Raw genomic sequence first — 16972 nt, 5'->3', positions numbered from 1 at the left:
TGCAGTCATCGTCCTGTATAGTTGAGGCAGTTAAGCAAAGTCCGAGTGGGACTTTCCAAGGCAGTCTTCGTACATGTCCGGCGGCAAGAGGGCCGAGAGTGGCGGGGAGCCTTAGATGAGACTAGACGAGCCCGAGTTTGAGCTGAAGCATGGAGGACAGCCCGCTGCGGCTGCTTCATTCGCGATTGCCGTACTTTCCTGCAGAGGGAGTGTGGTTCGTGCATGATTCCTTGCCTGCCATCGTCTTTTTTGTCTTATCTATTTGGAACGCTCCCGCGCATGCGGGAGCGTTTTTTGCTTTACTGCCATCCTGGATTTCAAGAAGGAGACGATAAGCGATGAATCAAGAGCTTGAGACGATCAAGTCGATGGCAGGACGCTACAACCTTATTCCGGTCGTAAGGCAGCTGCTGGCCGATACGGAGACGCCGATCCGGCTGTTCCAACATTTTGCCGGCGAGAAGCGCGCCTTCTTGCTGGAAAGCGTAGAAGGCGGAGCGAAGTGGGCGCGGCATTCCTTTATCGGCATGGACCCGTTCATGATGATCAGCGGCAAGAACGGTTCCATGGTGATGGAAACGAACGGAGAGCGCATCGAGCTTGACGGCAAGCCGCTGGAAGCGCTGAAAGCAAGATTGAGGGCATACCGAAGCCCCGAGCTTGCAGGACTTCCTTCCTTTACCGGCGGGGCGGTCGGATTTTTCGGATACGATCTGCTCCACTACTACGAGAATCTGCCGAGGCACAGGCAGGACGACCTGCAAATGAACGATCTTCAGTTCATGTTTTGCGATACGATGATCGTTTTCGACCACTTCAAGCAGCAGATTCAAGTCATCGGCAACGTGCATATTCCCGAAGCCGCCACGGACAGCGACATCGAGCGCATGTACAACGCTGCGGTGGGCAGGATCGACTCCGTGCTTGAACGGATCCGGCAGCCGGTGCCTCTTCCGCTTACGTCAGGCGGAGCTCTCCCGGAAGATCCCGATCTCGGCGATATCCGCTCCAATGTCACGAAGGAGCAGTTTCTCTCGAACGTGGACAAAGCCAAAGAGTACATCCGCGCGGGAGACATCTTCCAGGTCGTTCTGTCCCAGCGGTTCCATGTCGAGACGGAAGTGGATCCGCTCCATGTATACCGGGTGCTGCGCACGCTGAATCCTTCTCCGTATATGTATTATCTCAAAATGGATGAGGAAGTCATCGTCGGCACGTCGCCCGAGGCGCTCGTGAAGGTAGCCGACGGCAAGGTGGAGACGAGGCCGATCGCGGGCACGAGGCCGCGGGGCAGAACTGCCGAGGAGGACCTCGCTCTCGAAGAGGAGCTGCTCGCCGACGACAAGGAGCGGGCGGAGCATTTGATGCTCGTCGATCTCGGCCGCAACGACATCGGCCGCGTGGCGGAGTTCGGCACGGTGAAATGCGATTCCTTCATGCAGGTCGAGCGGTATTCCCATGTCATGCATATCGTATCCAACGTGACGGGCAAAATGCGCGGCGACCGGGATTTCTTCGATGCCTTCATCAGCTGCCTGCCGGCCGGAACGGTGTCGGGAGCGCCCAAGCTGAGAGCGATGGAAATCATCGCCGAGCTCGAGAACGAGGCGCGCGGCGCTTATGCCGGGGCGATCGGCTACTTCGGCTTCAGCGGCAAAAGCATGGATACATGCATCACGATCCGGACGATCATCTTCAAGAACGGCAAAGCCTATGTCCAAGCCGGAGCGGGAATCGTCTGGGATTCGGTGCCGGTCAAGGAATACGAGGAGACGGTGAACAAGGCCAAGGGCATGCTCAAGGCGATCCGCATCGCCGAAGCGGCTTTTCCGGCGGCTGCGAAGCGGATTCCTGAGCTGCAGCTGGTCAACAGCGACTATTACGCCGATACGATGAAGGAGGCGCGGACATGATGGAAGCGATGCAAGGAGTTACGATCACCGATGCTCTCGGCCGCCTGATCGGCGGCGGCAGCTTGAGCCGCGAGGAAGCCGGAAGCGTGATGCGTCTCATCATGGAGGGAGAGGCGACCTCAGCCCAGATCGGCGGCATCGTCACCGCACTCCGCATGAAAGGCGAGACCGTGGACGAAATCAGCGGCTTCGCCGAGGTCATGCGCAGCTACTCCGACCGCGTCAGCACGACCCGCGACGGCCTGCTCGATACTTGCGGCACGGGCGGCTCGGGCATCCATAAGTTCAACATCTCCACCTCTTCTTCCATCATCGCGGCGGCTGCCGGAGTACGGGTCGCCAAGCATGGCAACCGCGCCATGTCCGGCAAGGCCGGCAGCGCGGACGTGCTGGAGGCGCTTGGAGTCAACATCAGCCTGACCGCCGTGCAGGCGGCCGAATGCCTCGAGGAGATCGGCATCTGCTTCATGTTCGCGCAGCTCTACCATCCTTCCCTGCGGCATGCGGCGGGTCCGCGCCGCGAGCTAGGCGTGCGCACGATCTTCAACATGCTTGGACCGCTCACCAACCCGGCAGGAGCCGACCGCCAGCTGCTCGGGCTGTACGACCGCTCCCGCACGGAATCCGTTGCCCGCGTCCTCGGCGGGCTCGGCCTGAAGCGGGCGATGGTCGTCTCCAGCTACGACGGATTGGATGAGATCAGCATATCCGCTGCAACGCAGGTATCGGAGCTTGCCGTGGACGGAACGGTCCGGACCTACGATCTGACGCCGGAATCGCTGGGGCTGCGGCGCTGGCCGCTGGAGGCGATATCCGGAGGCAGCCCGGCGGACAACGCGGAGATCATCCGCGCCATCTTCAGCGGGCAAGAGACCGGAGCCTACCGGGATATCGTTCTTTTGAACGCCGGGGCTTGCATCTATGTCGGAGACAAGGCACAATCGCTGGAGGAAGGCGTCGAGCTGGCGCGCCGCATCATCGACGGAGGAGCCGCAGCAGCCAAGCTGCAGCAGCTGATCCGCAAGACGGGGGAATACAGCCATGTTTCTGGATAAGATCGTCCATACCAAAAAAGAAGAAGTCGCGGAGCTTGCCTCCCGATTCAAGCTGGGAGAAGCCGAGAAGGAAATTTCGCGGATGGAGCCTGCCAGGGGATTCATCCATGCCGTCACCGCAGGACGGAAGCGTCCCGTCGGGCTTGTCGCGGAAGTGAAGAAGGCGTCTCCGTCCAAAGGGCTGATCCGGCCGGACTTCCAGCCGGAGAAGCTGGCCCGGTCTTATGAGAGTGCCGGAGCGGACTGCCTTTCGGTGCTTACCGACAGGGACTATTTTCAGGGGTCGAACGAATATCTGACGGCCGTCTCCAGGACGGTGAAGCTGCCGCTGCTGCGCAAGGACTTCCTCATCGACTTCCGCCAAGTCTACGAGGCCAGGCTGATCGGAGCCGACGCCGTTCTGCTGATCGCCGCCATCCTGAAGCGGGCCGAGTTGAAGGAGCTGCATGAGATCGCCGAATCGATCGGGCTCGACGTGCTTGTCGAGGTTCATGACGAGCGTGAGATGGACATGGTGCTGGAGCTTGGCTTGGCCAAGCTGGTCGGAATCAACAACCGCAACCTGCATACCTTCGAGACGGATCTCGGCACGACGGCAAGACTGGCGGCGATGGTGCCGCCGGGCGTGTCCCTGATCAGCGAGAGCGCGATCTCCAAGCCGGAGGACGTCGAGTATGTCGCCTCTGTCGGCGCTTGCGGCGTTCTGGTCGGAGAGCATTTCATGCGCCAGCCGGATCCCGGAAAGGCAGTCCTCGACTTGATGGAAGCGGCAGCGGCGAGATGACAGGCGCGGGATATCCAAGTCGACAGGAGTATCCTCTGCTCAAAATATGCGGCATCAGGGACGAAGCGACGGCGAGTCTCGTCGGAGGGCTTCCCGTGGATTACGCGGGATTTGTATTCGCCCGCAGCCGCAGGCAGGTATCGCCGGAGCAGGCGGGGGCATTGATTGCAGCGCTGCGTGCGGGCGCCAACCAGGCTCGCGGAGATTTCCCGTCGCCGCAAGCGGTGGGCGTGTTCGTGGATGCATCTCCGCAAGAGCTGGAAACGGCGCTGAGGCATGCTCCGCTCCAGGCGCTGCAGCTGCATGGGGACGAAGAGCCGGAGCTATGCCGGATCGCCTCCGGCTTGGGCGTTACGGTCTGGAAGGCTCTTCATGCGGATCCGGACGGGACGCCGGCCGGCATCAGCCGCAAGCTCGGGGAATTCGCGGAGGCGGGAGCGGACGCTTTCCTGCTCGATACGGCAGGCGGCGGCACCGGCAAGACGTTTGATTGGAGCCTCATACCGGCCTATCAGGCTGCGGCGCGCGGCATCGGGAAGAGGCTGTTCATAGCCGGAGGACTTCATGCCGGCAACGTATCGGGTCTGATTCAGCAATTCTCGCCAGACGGCATCGACGTCTCGAGCGGCGTTGAAGCCGCCGGCGTCAAGGACCCGGAGCTGATCCGGGCATTTACGGAAAGGGTGAAGCAAGCATGATTCAAGTACCAGACGCAAGCGGACGATTCGGCAAGTTCGGCGGCCGTTACGTTCCGGAGACGCTGATGAACGCGCTCCTCGAGCTCGAGGAGGCATACAAGCATTATTCCCAGGACCCTGACTTCCAGGCTGAAGTGAACGAGCTTCTCCATCAATATTCCGGCAGGCCGACATCCTTGTATTTCGCCGAGCGGCTGACTCAGCATCTGGGCGGAGCGAAGATCTATCTCAAGCGCGAAGACCTCAACCATACAGGCGCCCATAAAATCAACAATACGATCGGACAGGGCGTACTCGCCAAGCGGATGGGCAAGAAAAAAATCATCGCCGAAACCGGCGCCGGCCAGCATGGCGTCGCTTCCGCCACGATCGCGGCCTTGCTCGGACTGGAATGCAAGGTATTCATGGGCGAGGAAGACATGAAGCGCCAGCAGCTCAACGTGTTCCGGATGCAGCTGCTTGGAGCGGAAGTGGTGCCGGTGCTCTCCGGCACGCGCACGCTCAAGGATGCCTGCAACGAAACGCTGCGCTACTGGGTCAGCAATGTGGACGATACGTATTACATTCTCGGTTCGGTGACAGGTCCCCATCCTTATCCGATGATCGTAAGGGATTTCCAGCGCATAATCGGGGACGAGGCTCGCGAGCAGATTCTAAAGGATGAGGGACGGCTTCCGGATTATATCGTGGCCGCCGTCGGCGGCGGCAGCAACGCCATGGGCATTTTCTACCCGTTCGTAGGAGACGAGTCCGTCCGTCTGATCGGCGTCGAAGCGGCCGGACGCGGCGTGGATACGGAGGAGCATGCCGCCACGATGACCAAGGGCCGGCACGGCGTCTTCCAAGGCTCTCTCAGCTACGTCCTGCAGGATGAGACGGGTCAAGTGCAGCCGGCGCATTCCATATCCGCCGGACTCGACTATCCGGGAATCGGTCCCGAGCATGCTTATCTCAAGGACGTCGGACGGGCGGAATACTTCCCGGTCACCGACGCCGAGGCTCTCGAGGCTCTCCAGCTGCTGTCGCGGACGGAAGGCATCATTCCCGCCTTGGAGTCGGCCCATGCGATCGCGCATGTGATGAAGCTTGCACCGTCCCTGCCCGCCGACCAGACGATCGTCGTCAGCCTCTCGGGGCGCGGAGACAAGGATGTGGAAACGATTATGGGATATCTCGGAGGGCTGAAGCATGAATCCAATTGACCTCGTCTTCGAGCGGCTCAAAGCCGAGAAGCGGACGGCGCTCATTCCATTCATCACGACCGGTGATCCCGATCTGCGCACGACGGTCGATATTGTCGTCGAGCTGGAGAAGGCCGGAGCCGACATGATCGAGCTCGGCGTGCCGTATTCCGATCCGCTTGCCGACGGCCCTGTCATCCAGAAGGCTTCCGAGAGAGCTCTGCGCAATCCGATAACGCTGGAAGCATGCGTCGATGTCGCGGCCAAAGCCCGGGAGGCAGGCGTCACGATGCCCTTCATCCTCTTTACTTATTACAATCCGGTGCTCCAGTACGGCCTCGAACGATTTTTCACCTTGCTCCACGAGCAGGGCATCAGCGGTCTGATCATCCCGGATCTGCCGATCGAGGAGGATGGCGAGGTGCGCGAGATGGCGGCGGAAGCGGGCGTCCATCTCGTGCCGCTCGTGGCGCCGACCTCCAAGGCGCGCGTCCAGCGGATCGCCGCCGAGGCCCAGGGCTTCGTCTACTGCGTGAGCTCGCTAGGCGTGACGGGCATGCGCAGCGAGTTCCATGCCGGCCTCGAAGGCTTCCTGGAATCGGTGCGCGAGGCGACGCCGCTGCCGATCGCCGTCGGATTCGGCATCAGCAGCCGGGAGCAGGTGGAGCGGATGAGCGCCAGCGCGGACGGAGTCATCGTCGGCAGCGCCATCGTCCGCCAGGTGGAGGAGGCGCTGCCGCTGCTCTCCGACGAAACGACGTACCGGCAAGGCATCGAGCGGATCGGCCGTTTTGTCGCCGGATTGCGGGTTTAGCCTGTCCGGCAGCCATTCCTGAATGGCTTCACAAAGAGCATCGGCTTCCTTCGGGCGTCGATGCTCTTTGTGATAGTGCAACGCTTTAAAGTGCTTCCATCTTTCCGCCATCTGTGAGACAATAGATGCCATAACGCAACACCCAGGCGGAAATCAAATCATTGAGGTGACGACCCTATGCAAGCAAAGCGCAACATCCTACATCTGCCCGTCTACCAGCCCGGCAAGCCGGTGGAGGACGTCAAGAGGGAGCTTGGACTGGACGAAGTCATCAAGCTCGCCTCCAACGAGAACCCTTACGGCAGCTCGCCGCTGGCCCGGCAGGCCATCATCGCCGAGATCGAGAACAACAGCATCTATCCCGACGGAGCCAGCATCGAGCTGACGGCGGCCATGGCCGCCAATCTTGGGGTGCAGCCGGAGCAGCTGATCTGGGGCAATGGAGCGGACGAGATCATTCTCATGATCGCGCGCTCCTTCCTGGAGCCGGGAGACGAGACGGTCATGGCCAGCGAGACGTTCTCCCAATACCGCCATAATGCCGTCGTGGAGAACGCCGTCATTATCGAGATCCCTCTGGTCGAAGGCAGGCATGACCTTCCCGCGATGCTGGCAGCCGTAACGGACAAGACGAAGGTGGTCTGGATCTGCTCGCCGAACAATCCGACAGGCTCGATCGTGACGCAGGAGGAGCTGTCTTCCTTCATGAACAGCATCCGCAGCGACGTGCTTGTCGTGCTGGACGAGGCTTACTGCCATTTCGTCGACGATGTGGACTACCACGACAGCCTGGAGCTGCTGAAGCGCTTCGACAACCTGATCTCGCTCCGCACCTTCTCCAAGATCTATGGACTCGCGGCGCTGCGCATCGGATACGGAATCGCCCACCCGTCGGTCATCAACAGCATCAACCTGGTGCGGGAGCCGTTCAATACGGCCCGAGTCGCCCAAGCTGCGGCGAGGGCGGCGCTTGCCGACCAGGACTTCGTCGACGGCTGCCGCGAGAAGAATATCCGCGAGCGCGATTACCTGCAAGGGGAATTCGACCGCCTTGGACTGAAGTATTTCCCGACTCAGGCGAACTTCATCTTCGTCGATGTTCGGTTTCCTTCCAAGGACGCTTTCGACGCCCTGCTCCGCAAAGGATTCATCACGCGGGCCAACTGGCCGAAGTCGCCGAACTGGCTGCGGATCTCCATCGGCAAGGCGGAGGACAACCGCAAGCTGATCGCGGCTCTGGAACAGGTTTTGAGAGAAGCGGCGGTGCTCGGGTAAGTTGGATACTAGAATCGCAGTTATCGGAGCCGGCCTGATCGGCGGCTCTCTTGCCCTTTGCTTCAAAGGAATGGAAGGATTCCATGTCACAGGATACTCCTACAGGCAGGAATCCGCGGACAAATACTTGAAGCTTCATGTCGTGGATGAAGCGACGACTTCGCTGGAGTCGGCCGTCCAGGAGGCCGACTTCATCTTTCTGTGCGTGCCGGTGGGGTTGATCGGCGACTACCTCGTCCAGCTCGGCAAGCTGCCGCTCAAGCCGGGCTGCATCATTACCGACGTAGGCAGCACGAAGGCCGGCATCATGGATGCGGCATCGCAATGCGATCTCGGGCGCGGCTTGTTCATCGGCGGCCATCCGATGGCAGGCTCGGAAAGAGCGGGAGTCGAGGCCGCTTCAAGGCATTTGTTCGAAAATGCCTTCTATATCCTTACTCCTGACCCGGCCGCGCCGGAGGAGGCTGTCGCGAGGCTCAGCAGCCTGCTTGCCTTGACGAACGCGAGAGTCGTGTCGATGGACCCGGTCCAGCATGACCGCATCGTCGGAGCGATCAGCCATCTGCCGCATCTGATCGCAGTCGCCCTGGTCAATCAGGTGCAGAAGCGGAACGAGGATTCCGGCATGTACGCCATGCTGGCGGCAGGAGGATTCCGGGATATTACGCGGATCGCTTCGAGCGATCCGACCGTATGGAGGGATATCCTGCTGGACAATCGTGATGTCGTGCTCGACCTGCTGGACGAATGGAAAGGCGAGATGAGCCGTTTCGCCGATATTCTGAGGGACGGAGACGGGGAGGCTGTCAGCGAAGCGTTCCGGAGCGCGGGCGAATTCCGCGATTCGCTGCCGGAGAGACGCCGCGGCGTGCTGCAATCCGTCTATGAATGCTACATGGACGTGCCGGATCATCCCGGCATCATCGGCAAGATCGCCACGGAGCTCGGCAACCGCAGGATCAACCTCAGCAACCTGCAGATCATCGAGAGCCGCGAGGATGTGCCAGGCGTGCTCAGGCTCAGCTTCCGCACGCAGGGCGATCTGGATCAGGCCGTCGACGTGCTGGAGCAATTCAAATATACAGTCAAGTTCTGAATAAATAAAAGATCCCGGGATCCGGGATCTTTTTTTATAGGGGGAACTCTTGCAGGGCGAACGCCGACCTTCCCATCAAAGGGCATCAATCCATGCAAAAATGTCTATTTACCTCGCCAAAATAAAAAATGAAAACGCTTATTGACAAATTGAAAACGGATACATTATACTAGCACTACAGTATGGTTTCTCTCCACTCCTATCCAACTCCATCGCACGTCTTGTGCGGGCCGCCTTTTATAAGGCGGCTTTTTGTTTTTAATGCTTGTCCCATCGGTGATGATTGCGAATCTTGCTTGTCCTGCAGCACGTTCAAAACGGTTGATTCGATGAAACAAATAAACGGAATCGCATCTCTGTGCCGGGCCGCCTTCTATAAGGCGGCTTTCGTTTTTCTTAAACTTTCCTCATTTTCCGATTTAACCTCCGGGCCCATGCTACAATACAGTGAGTTTTGGTCCATCCAATTTATGGGTAATGATTCTTGTCGAAGGCGGCAGGATTATGAGTTTCCTTATCGAATTGGAATCTATACAGAATGAGACCCGCCATTCCGAAATACTCATAAGAGGCCGCCCGAACTTTTTTCTTCAGACAGCGCAACTTTCTGCAGCCGCTCCGGTACAATTGTGTAACCGGAACGGAATATTTGCAGGTGAGGAGGTACTACCGCCTGTCATGGTTGATTCCGAACTTATCCGGCAAATCAAAGACGGAAATATTGAGCTCTATTCCGAATTAATGAGGCGTTACCAGCGTAAGATCATGTCCTTCATCCTTCAAATGCTGCGAAGCTCCAAGATGGAGCTTGTCGCGGAGGATCTGTGCTCCGAAACCTTCTACAAGGCCTATCGAAGCCTGAGCTCCTTCCGTGAGGTGGATGCCCAATTCTCCACATGGCTGTACACCATCGCGCGCAATACGGTGCTCAGCGAGCTGCGCAAGCAGCGCAGCATACATATCCCTCTCGAAGAGAGCGGCCTGATGCCGGCAGCGCCGGAGGAGGCGGCTCCCGAGCAGCAGATCCTTCAGGGAGAGCGCATGACGCTCGTCAGAGATGCGATCCGCACCTTGCCCGAGAAGCAGCGATCCGCGCTCGTGCTGAGAGAATATGATGGATTGGATTATCAGGAAATCGCTGATATTCTTGGAGGCACGGTCAGCTCGGTCAAATCCTTGCTCTTCCGCGCCAGAAGCAGCGTGAAGATGCAGCTGGAGCCTTACTTCGAAGAGGTTGCGAGCGAAGATTTCGAAGGGATGAAGCTGCGATGAAATGCGATGAAGTGCAGGAGGCGCTCGGCCTTTACTGGGATCTCCCTGAAGGCGATCCTTTAAAGCTGTCCGTCGACCTGCATTTGAAGCATTGCATAGCTTGCAAGGAAGATTTCCGCTTATGGGAGGAAAGCGAGCTGCTGATCAGGCAGCTCGCGGAGGAAGACGAAGCTGCTTCCTGGGAATCCGCTGAGTCAGTCAACCGACAGGTTATGGATCGAATTTATGCGGAAGACGGGTACAATCCCAAGCCGCGCATGTTTCATCCGCTGGGCAGGCATCTGAACAACCGGGTTTCGGCTGCTGTGGCAGCTTGCCTGGCGATGTTTACGACCAGCTTGTTATATGTACTGTTAAGCCGCGGCGACGCGGATTCGGAAACGGTTACCAAGACCGGGTTGATGGAGACCGCAAGCGCCTCATCGGGCACGATGTTCAAGGCAAGCTTTTCCGCCGATACTCCCGTAGCCCAGGTCAGCGATCCGTTCATACTCAATATCGTGCCTACAACGCCTCAATATTGGATCATCTTGTCCATGCTGGGGCTGGTACTGATTTTGTTCATGCTGAATTGGCTTTCGCGAATTCGCAAATAATGGTCAAACCGTTTCCGGCTGCATTTGCGGCCGGATTTTTAGGTTCAGAACGAAGGAGAGAATGGACAAGATGATGAAGCTAGGGCTGATCCGTCATGGGAAGACGGATTGGAATGCAGAGGGACGAATTCAAGGCATCACGGACATTCCGCTGAACGGAGAAGGGCGGGATCAGGCCGGAAGACTTGCGGATAGGCTGCTGAGGGACGGCGACAAATGGGATGGAGTCGTGACCAGTCCTTTGGTCCGTGCGCGTGAAACCGGGCGAGTGATTGCCGAGAAGCTGGACATTCCGCTGCTTGAGCCGGAACAGCTTCTGTCGGAGCGCAGCTTCGGTCTTGTGGAGGGAACAAAGGAAGCGGAAAGGATAGAGCGTTGGGGAGCGATGTGGCGGACCCATCCTGATGCTGGCATCGAGTCGGATGAACGCGTGCAGGAACGAGGACAAGCCTTCGTCGCCAGCATGGAGAAGCTGTACCCTGATTCCAGGCTGCTAGTCGTTACGCACGGAAGCTACCTGGCTCAACTGCTGGAAGTCCTCTGCGACGGACTCAGCCAAACCTATCTCAACAACATGTCCTATTCCATTCTTGAGTTCGACGGCAGCAAGTGGACGCCGCTGCTTCATAATTGCACCCTCCACCTCGAGAACTAAGCCGAGTCCGGTTTCATGCCGCCTTCGCCTTCCGGCGAAGGTTTTTTTTCGTTCCCGCCATGTCTTAAACTTCGAGGATCTTCCCATAATGGTACTAGCAAATGGCAGGAGGGAAGAGAGAATGAACTTCGCGGATATGCTGGGTTACGCCGATATCGCCCAGCTCAGTCGGATAGCGGATGTATACCAATGCGAGTGCAACGGACATTCCAAAAACGAGCTGATTCAGTCCATCCTTTCCAAGGTGGGATCAAGGGAAGTATTCGAGGCTCAGGTGGGCAGCATGCGTTTGGAAGATTTGCGTTTCATCAACTCTCTGCTATTCGACAAAAGGGAATTGTTCAGCCTGGAAGAGTTGATTGCACGGGTGCAATCGAGCAAGCTTCAAGAAGATGAGGTTGATGGCGGGTCACGGATAGCGGAAACGAAGCGTCCGCTTGCGGACAGCGTTCCGAAAAACCGCCGCAAGGGCAAAGCTCAGCCCGTACCTGAATCGGGCCCAAGGGAAATCATCTCCCGCTTCAAGCAGCAAGGCTGGCTGTTCAACGGAATAAGCGGCCCGGAGCGGTATCTGTTTCAGATTCCGAAAGATCTGAAGGTGAAGTTCCGAGATGCGCTGGGACGCCGCTTCCGTGAAAGCCTCATCTATGCGGGCGAGCCTTCCGTCTACAGGGATGAACAGGAGCTGCTCGGCGAGGACGTACATGCGTTGCTCTCCTATGTCCGCCATCACGAAGTGCCGCTGACGAGAGACGGATACATGCACAGGCGTACAGTCATGCAGATTATGGAGAGCTTCGGCGTGCAGGAGGAGCCACCGGCCAAAGCGGCATTCCGCTTCGGATACGGGCGCCGATTCCGCGAATATCCCGAGCGATTCTCGCTGGTCTATGATTATTGTTTCTATAATAAGTGGATCGTGGAAGATGAGGACATGCTCGTCTTGTCGGAGAGGGGAACCGAGGCGCTATTGGACAGGCGCGCGGCGACAGCCGAACAGCTCTATCGCTTCTGGCTTCGGCTGTATAAGGGCGCAGTCCCGAATCTTCTGTCCCTCGCTCATTGGATCGACGATTTGGCGGACCGCTGGGTGACGGCGGATTCGCTCCGAGCTGTCCTCCTTCCCTTCATCAAGCCTTATTATTACGATACGGCCGATTCCGTGATGGACAAGCGGATTCTCATGATGCTTCTGCATCTGGGCATGCTGCGGATCGGGGAAGACGAGAAGCTGGGCACCGTCGTGAGGATGACCAAGCTGGGAAGCGCGGTCGTGGCCGGCGTCCATGTGGAGCATCAGGACGTGCTGTATGTGGAGGCGGGCGGCGATCCCGTACTCTAGCAAGTAGCGCTCGGGCTGCCGCACATTTGATTGGAGCGGGCTTCTGTAATCTTCCCTCTGAAGTCCGGCGGAATAGAATGATAGCAGGAAGAATGGCTGCGGGCAGTCTCTACATCTATACGCTCTACCTGAAAGGAAACTAGTAACGGGCATCATGAAGATCTAGGAGAGAGCTTGTATAGGTGCACGGATGATTCGATACGGAGGTGTATCCTATGATGGACAAATTGAAAGCGAACTATGAAGTCATGCTGGGTCTGACAGCTGAAATGATCCTGGATGAAGCCTTGCTTAAATTTCGCAGAGCAAAAATCTATGCAGCCATAAACGATGCGCTCGAAACCGGAGACAGGGATCGCTTCCAGAAGCTGTCCGAGGAGTGGAACGCTCTCCGCCGCTGAGTTTTCCCGCTTCATGTCGGCCTTCGGTCCGGCCGCTTCCGCGGCTGGCCGGAGGCTGTCGTTTTTTTGCCGCGACGGACAGGCCGCCGACACGCAGGCCGGTTGCTGCCCGAGGATGGATGTCCGGAGCGGAACGAATGAACCTGGCAGGCTGAGGATGTTGGCAAAAACGTCCCTTCAAGGTAACATAAGGGAGGCGAAAATAACGAAGGAAGTGGAACAGCATGAAATTCAGCGAAATTGAACGTCAGCGCTGGCCCGAGCTGCAGCCGTACATGGATACTTGCCTGCTTCCGGTGACCGGTCTTTCCGGCACGGAATCTCCTTGGCAGGCGGCTGAGGCGCTCGAGAAGCTGCGCGATCTGCTTGACGCGGCGGAGATTCCGTTCAAGGGAAGAATCATTTCTTATCCGGCCGTGCAGTATCGCTCCGGCCATGATCTGGCCGAATTGGACGAGCTGTGCAGGAAAGTCAAAAGCGGTGGCTTCCGCTATGTCATCGCTGCATCGGCTGCCGTCGACCTGTCGGGGCTGGAGGAGGCGGACTTGGCGCTTGGCCCGGACGATAGCGGAGCGCTGCCGGGGCCTTCCGATATCTCCTTGCGGATCCGGGAGTTATGGAAAGCCTGACAGAATGGATGAAGCTTTTGCGACGAATGGGATGCATAATTTCTTTCCGCGAAGGGGAAACCATTTGTCAGGGAATGATTGTAAACTCGCCCCCGTGCGATCGCCCTCAAATGTGACAAATTAGCAACAAACATGGGAGCGATTTTTGAACATTGAACTTCCAAATTCTTGACGCTCCCAAACGTCTAAAGTATGATAGGAATTGCTTGGTTCGACACGGAATGTCTGGCGGACAAGGCATCCGATATGGTTGCAAAGGGGGTTGAACAGATGAGTACTCACGAAAATCAAGAATCCGCACACGCTCCCGTGAAGCGCAAGGAAATGTCGAGAAGGCAGTTTTTGGCTTACACCCTCGGAGGAGCCACCGCATTCATGGCCGGCGGAGCCGTCCTGCCCATGATCCGGTTCGCCGTTGATCCGCTGCTGGAGAAACGCTCCGCAGGCAGCTTCGTCAAGGTCGTGGAAGAGAGCAAAGTGAAGGTCGGCGAGCCGACGGAGTTCAAGTTCAAAATCCATCAAGTCGACGGGTGGTATGTAAGCGATCCCGAGCAGGCCGCATGGATCATGAAGGACGACAACGGCAAGATTTTCGCGCTTTCTCCGATCTGCAAGCACTTGGGCTGCACGATCGGCTGGAACACCGAGAAAAACAACGAATATGTGTGCCCTTGCCACGGCGCCCACTACACCGTAGACGGCAAAAACCTGTCTGTAGCGCCGGCTCCTCTTGACGAGTATCAGGTCAAGATCGAGAACGGCTTTGTTTACCTGGGCGATATCGTTCCGAACACAAGGGTTTAGGAGGCGTTAATTCAGATGTTTAAAAGCGTATACAACTGGATCGACGAACGTCTTGACGTGACGCCCCTGTGGAGGGATGTTGCGGACCATGAGGTGCCGGAACATGTCAATCCCGCGCATCACTTTTCAGCCTTCGTCTATTGTTTCGGAGGATTGACGTTCTTCATTACCGTTATCCAGATACTGTCCGGCATGTTCCTCACCATGTACTACGTTCCGGATATTATCAACGCTTACGCGAGCGTGGACTATCTTCAGCACAAGGTGCCGTTCGGCTCGATCGTACGCGGCATGCACCACTGGGGAGCCAGCCTCGTTATTGTCATGATGTTCCTACATACGCTTCGCGTCTTCTTCACCGGATCCTACAAGGCTCCGCGCGAGATGAACTGGGTTGTCGGCATGCTGATCTTCTTCATCATGCTTGGACTCGGCTTCACCGGTTACCTGCTTCCTTGGGATAACAAAGCGTACTTCGCAACCAAGGTCGGCATTCAGATCGCCGATTCGGTGCCTTATATCGGGGAGTACATCAAAGTCTTCCTGCAGGGAGGAGACATCGTCGGAGCGACTACGCTGACCAGGTTCTTCGCGATTCACGTGTTCTTCCTTCCAGGCGCCCTGCTGGCTCTGCTGGCTGCGCACTTCTTGATGATCCGCAAGCAAGGCATCGCGGGTCCTCTATAACGGTAGAGGAGGGACTCACATGGCGCACGGCAACAATTCAAACGAAAAAGTCGTTTATGTCGGCGACTCCCGTGTTCGCAAGCGCGAAACCGTCAACAGCATCCCGCCGGACTACACTTCCTTCCCTGGACGTTCGGAAGCCTTCATTCCGAACTTCCTGCTGAAGGAATGGATGGTCGGCTGCGTCGTGCTCGTCGGATTCCTCGTTCTTACGATCGCAGAACCGCCACCGCTCGGTTATCCGGCGGATCCGACCAACTCGGCATTCATTCCGATGCCGGACTGGTACTTCTTGTTCCTGTACCAGCTGCTGAAGTACCCTTGGGTATCCGGCTCGTACGTACCGCTCGGCGTTATGGGCGTGCCTGGCGTCGCTTTCGGCTCGCTGCTGCTTGCCCCGTTCCTGGATACGGGCAAGGAGCGCCGCTTCTACCGCCGTCCGATCGCAACGGCTCTCATGCTCTTGTCGCTGGTGTCGTGCTATTATCTGACCAAGGTCAGCTGGGACCACTATCAGCATGAGCTCGAGATCACCAACACGGTGCCGGAGCATATCGAGCGCGAGGAAAAAGCCCGCGAAGCGGCCGCTTCCGGCGAAGAACCGCCTTCGGCAACGAAGCCGAAGGAGGACGTCGCTCTCGTCGATGCCGACAACGCCGGCGTGAAGACGATCATGGAAAAGGCCAAATGCATGACTTGCCATGGCACGGATCTGAAAGGCCAAGCCGGAGCGAAGATTCCATCCCTGCACGGCGTCGGCGATCTGCTGGACAAAGCGCAGCTGACGGATATCGTCACCAACGGCAAGGGCGGCATGCCGGCCTTCAAGGACACTCTCTCCGCGGAAGAGATCGATACGCTCACCACTTGGCTCGCCAAGCAAAAAGCGGCTCAATAAGACAACCAGCCTGATCGTTCCCGGACGATCAGGCTTTTTCGTCAACCGACGCGCTTATCATTATTTTAAAGGGCGACACGCACGCTAACCAAGGAGGCTCATCGTCTTGTTTTCGAATTTGTTCAGCCGCTATGCCTTGTTGAATCGCCGATTCCTGTGGCTGCTGCTCGTCGTCAATGCGCTCGGCACCGTGTACGGATACTATTGGTACAAAGGACAGCTGGAAGCGACCGTCGACGCCGGCAATCCGCTCTGGCAGCTCGTGTTCGTTCCGGACAGCCCGACAGCCAGCCTTTTCTTCACCTTGAGCCTGCTTTACCTGCTCTTTCCGCCTGCGAATCCGGGACGGCTCGGCAAGACGGTCCGTGTCTTGATCGAAGGTCTTGGAACCGTCACATCGGTGAAATACGGCATTTGGGCAACAACGATCATTCTCGCCGGCGCTGCCCGGGGAGAGATGCTGGAGCCTGCGCATTTCATGCTGATGGCTTCACATCTGGGCATGGCGCTGGAAGCTCTTCTCTATGTCCGTTTCATGGCTTTGGGCAAGACCGCCGCGCTGGCGGCTGCCGGATGGCTGCTGCTCAACGATTATTTCGATTATCACTACGGCATCTACCCCTATCTGCCAAATGCGCTTGAAAACGATGTGCCCGCTGTGCGTACATTCACGATCGGGCTGTCGATATTCAGCTTGCTGGCCGTCTGGCTGGCGCAAACGATCGGGCGCAGGAGGCAAGGACGCTGACTTGCAGTACCCTCGAATGACGATCTGACTCAAGCGCTGAAGGTGGCCGCTCCGCATGCCGAGAATCCGCTTCAATCGTACAAGCCGTACATATCTCCCTATCCCCAAGCATAGTAGTAGGATA

The 16972-nt window shown here is 57.8% G+C and carries 18 protein-coding genes; all 18 read left to right on the top strand.

Translation table 11 applies throughout. The features are described from left to right. Nucleotides 1-338: 338 nt before the first annotated feature. On the top strand, nt 339-1913 hold the full coding sequence (gene trpE / locus ACLBWT_RS03855; RefSeq protein WP_447661763.1) for an anthranilate synthase component I: 1575 nt from the start codon (nt 339-341) through the stop codon (nt 1911-1913). Further along, nucleotides 1910-2968, top strand: a complete 1059-nt coding sequence (gene trpD, locus ACLBWT_RS03850; protein WP_447661762.1) for an anthranilate phosphoribosyltransferase — start codon at nt 1910-1912, stop codon at nt 2966-2968. Before trpE ends, trpD begins: the two co-directional genes overlap by 4 nt. Continuing rightward, nucleotides 2955-3752 carry an indole-3-glycerol phosphate synthase TrpC gene (trpC, locus tag ACLBWT_RS03845; protein WP_447661761.1) on the top strand — a complete coding sequence of 266 codons (798 nt, stop codon included), beginning with the start codon at nt 2955-2957 and terminating at the stop codon, nt 3750-3752. Before trpD ends, trpC begins: the two co-directional genes overlap by 14 nt. Next, entirely contained in the window at nt 3749-4450 is a 702-nt protein-coding gene (locus ACLBWT_RS03840; RefSeq protein ID WP_447661760.1) for a phosphoribosylanthranilate isomerase, read from the top strand. The genes trpC and ACLBWT_RS03840 overlap by 4 nt, the downstream gene beginning before the upstream one ends. Beyond that, nucleotides 4447-5652, top strand: coding sequence for a tryptophan synthase subunit beta (gene trpB, locus ACLBWT_RS03835; protein ID WP_447661759.1), 1206 nt, complete (start codon nt 4447-4449; stop codon nt 5650-5652). The genes ACLBWT_RS03840 and trpB overlap by 4 nt, the downstream gene beginning before the upstream one ends. Continuing rightward, complete coding sequence (gene trpA, locus ACLBWT_RS03830; protein ID WP_447661758.1) at nt 5639-6445, top strand: tryptophan synthase subunit alpha; 807 nt, start codon at nt 5639-5641, stop codon at nt 6443-6445. Before trpB ends, trpA begins: the two co-directional genes overlap by 14 nt. Before the next feature lie 177 nt (nt 6446-6622). Next, complete coding sequence (gene hisC / locus ACLBWT_RS03825; protein ID WP_447661757.1) at nt 6623-7720, top strand: histidinol-phosphate transaminase; 1098 nt, start codon at nt 6623-6625, stop codon at nt 7718-7720. Between the two features lies 1 nt (nt 7721). Further along, nucleotides 7722-8816, top strand: coding sequence for a prephenate dehydrogenase (locus tag ACLBWT_RS03820; RefSeq protein WP_447661756.1), 1095 nt, complete (start codon nt 7722-7724; stop codon nt 8814-8816). Nucleotides 8817-9494: 678 nt separating this feature from the next. Next, nucleotides 9495-10088, top strand: a complete 594-nt coding sequence (locus ACLBWT_RS03815; RefSeq protein ID WP_447661755.1) for an RNA polymerase sigma factor — start codon at nt 9495-9497, stop codon at nt 10086-10088. After that, complete coding sequence (locus ACLBWT_RS03810; RefSeq protein WP_447661754.1) at nt 10085-10684, top strand: anti-sigma factor family protein; 600 nt, start codon at nt 10085-10087, stop codon at nt 10682-10684. Before ACLBWT_RS03815 ends, ACLBWT_RS03810 begins: the two co-directional genes overlap by 4 nt. Nucleotides 10685-10754: 70 nt before the next feature. Next, nucleotides 10755-11339 carry a histidine phosphatase family protein gene (locus ACLBWT_RS03805; RefSeq protein WP_447661753.1) on the top strand — a complete coding sequence of 195 codons (585 nt, stop codon included), beginning with the start codon at nt 10755-10757 and terminating at the stop codon, nt 11337-11339. A 121-nt stretch (nt 11340-11460) separates the two neighbouring features. After that, a complete protein-coding gene (locus ACLBWT_RS03800) occupies nt 11461-12681 on the top strand; it encodes a hypothetical protein (RefSeq protein WP_447661752.1) in 1221 nt (406 codons plus the stop codon). A gap of 215 nt (nt 12682-12896) precedes the next feature. Further along, nucleotides 12897-13082, top strand: coding sequence for an IDEAL domain-containing protein (locus ACLBWT_RS03795; protein ID WP_021877924.1), 186 nt, complete (start codon nt 12897-12899; stop codon nt 13080-13082). 224 nt (nt 13083-13306) lie between these two features. Beyond that, the gene (locus tag ACLBWT_RS03790; RefSeq protein ID WP_447661751.1) at nt 13307-13711 is read left to right on the top strand and encodes a DUF2487 family protein; all 405 of its coding nucleotides are present in this window, start codon (nt 13307-13309) and stop codon (nt 13709-13711) included. Between the two features lie 270 nt (nt 13712-13981). After that, nucleotides 13982-14515 (top strand): Rieske 2Fe-2S domain-containing protein, encoded by a 534-nt coding sequence (locus tag ACLBWT_RS03785; RefSeq protein WP_447661750.1) that lies wholly within the window; start codon nt 13982-13984, stop codon nt 14513-14515. 15 nt (nt 14516-14530) lie between these two features. Further along, nucleotides 14531-15202 carry a menaquinol-cytochrome c reductase cytochrome b subunit gene (gene qcrB / locus ACLBWT_RS03780; RefSeq protein ID WP_048746929.1) on the top strand — a complete coding sequence of 224 codons (672 nt, stop codon included), beginning with the start codon at nt 14531-14533 and terminating at the stop codon, nt 15200-15202. Between the two features lie 19 nt (nt 15203-15221). Further along, complete coding sequence (locus ACLBWT_RS03775; RefSeq protein WP_076356355.1) at nt 15222-16100, top strand: menaquinol-cytochrome c reductase cytochrome b/c subunit; 879 nt, start codon at nt 15222-15224, stop codon at nt 16098-16100. A 106-nt stretch (nt 16101-16206) separates the two neighbouring features. Further along, nucleotides 16207-16848 carry a DUF1405 domain-containing protein gene (locus ACLBWT_RS03770; RefSeq protein WP_447661749.1) on the top strand — a complete coding sequence of 214 codons (642 nt, stop codon included), beginning with the start codon at nt 16207-16209 and terminating at the stop codon, nt 16846-16848. Nucleotides 16849-16972: the final 124 nt, after the last annotated feature.

This window comes from Paenibacillus sp. D51F (assembly GCF_053345695.1).
The sequence above is the reverse complement of the archived record's forward strand: the minus strand, read 5'-3'. Positions and strand labels throughout refer to the sequence as shown.

What these genes read in the sequence shown, in the direction of transcription:
- trpE (WP_447661763.1), top strand. Translation starts at nt 339, where the DNA reads ATGAATCAAGAGCTTGAGACGATCAAGTCGATGGCAGGACGCTACAAC.
- trpD (WP_447661762.1), top strand. Translation starts at nt 1,910, where the DNA reads ATGATGGAAGCGATGCAAGGAGTTACGATCACCGATGCTCTCGGCCGC.
- trpC (WP_447661761.1), top strand. Translation starts at nt 2,955, where the DNA reads ATGTTTCTGGATAAGATCGTCCATACCAAAAAAGAAGAAGTCGCGGAG.
- ACLBWT_RS03840 (WP_447661760.1), top strand. Translation starts at nt 3,749, where the DNA reads ATGACAGGCGCGGGATATCCAAGTCGACAGGAGTATCCTCTGCTCAAA.
- trpB (WP_447661759.1), top strand. Translation starts at nt 4,447, where the DNA reads ATGATTCAAGTACCAGACGCAAGCGGACGATTCGGCAAGTTCGGCGGC.
- trpA (WP_447661758.1), top strand. Translation starts at nt 5,639, where the DNA reads ATGAATCCAATTGACCTCGTCTTCGAGCGGCTCAAAGCCGAGAAGCGG.
- hisC (WP_447661757.1), top strand. Translation starts at nt 6,623, where the DNA reads ATGCAAGCAAAGCGCAACATCCTACATCTGCCCGTCTACCAGCCCGGC.
- ACLBWT_RS03815 (WP_447661755.1), top strand. Translation starts at nt 9,495, where the DNA reads ATGGTTGATTCCGAACTTATCCGGCAAATCAAAGACGGAAATATTGAG.
- ACLBWT_RS03810 (WP_447661754.1), top strand. Translation starts at nt 10,085, where the DNA reads ATGAAATGCGATGAAGTGCAGGAGGCGCTCGGCCTTTACTGGGATCTC.
- ACLBWT_RS03805 (WP_447661753.1), top strand. Translation starts at nt 10,755, where the DNA reads ATGATGAAGCTAGGGCTGATCCGTCATGGGAAGACGGATTGGAATGCA.
- ACLBWT_RS03800 (WP_447661752.1), top strand. Translation starts at nt 11,461, where the DNA reads ATGAACTTCGCGGATATGCTGGGTTACGCCGATATCGCCCAGCTCAGT.
- ACLBWT_RS03795 (WP_021877924.1), top strand. Translation starts at nt 12,897, where the DNA reads ATGATGGACAAATTGAAAGCGAACTATGAAGTCATGCTGGGTCTGACA.
- ACLBWT_RS03790 (WP_447661751.1), top strand. Translation starts at nt 13,307, where the DNA reads ATGAAATTCAGCGAAATTGAACGTCAGCGCTGGCCCGAGCTGCAGCCG.
- ACLBWT_RS03785 (WP_447661750.1), top strand. Translation starts at nt 13,982, where the DNA reads ATGAGTACTCACGAAAATCAAGAATCCGCACACGCTCCCGTGAAGCGC.
- qcrB (WP_048746929.1), top strand. Translation starts at nt 14,531, where the DNA reads ATGTTTAAAAGCGTATACAACTGGATCGACGAACGTCTTGACGTGACG.
- ACLBWT_RS03775 (WP_076356355.1), top strand. Translation starts at nt 15,222, where the DNA reads ATGGCGCACGGCAACAATTCAAACGAAAAAGTCGTTTATGTCGGCGAC.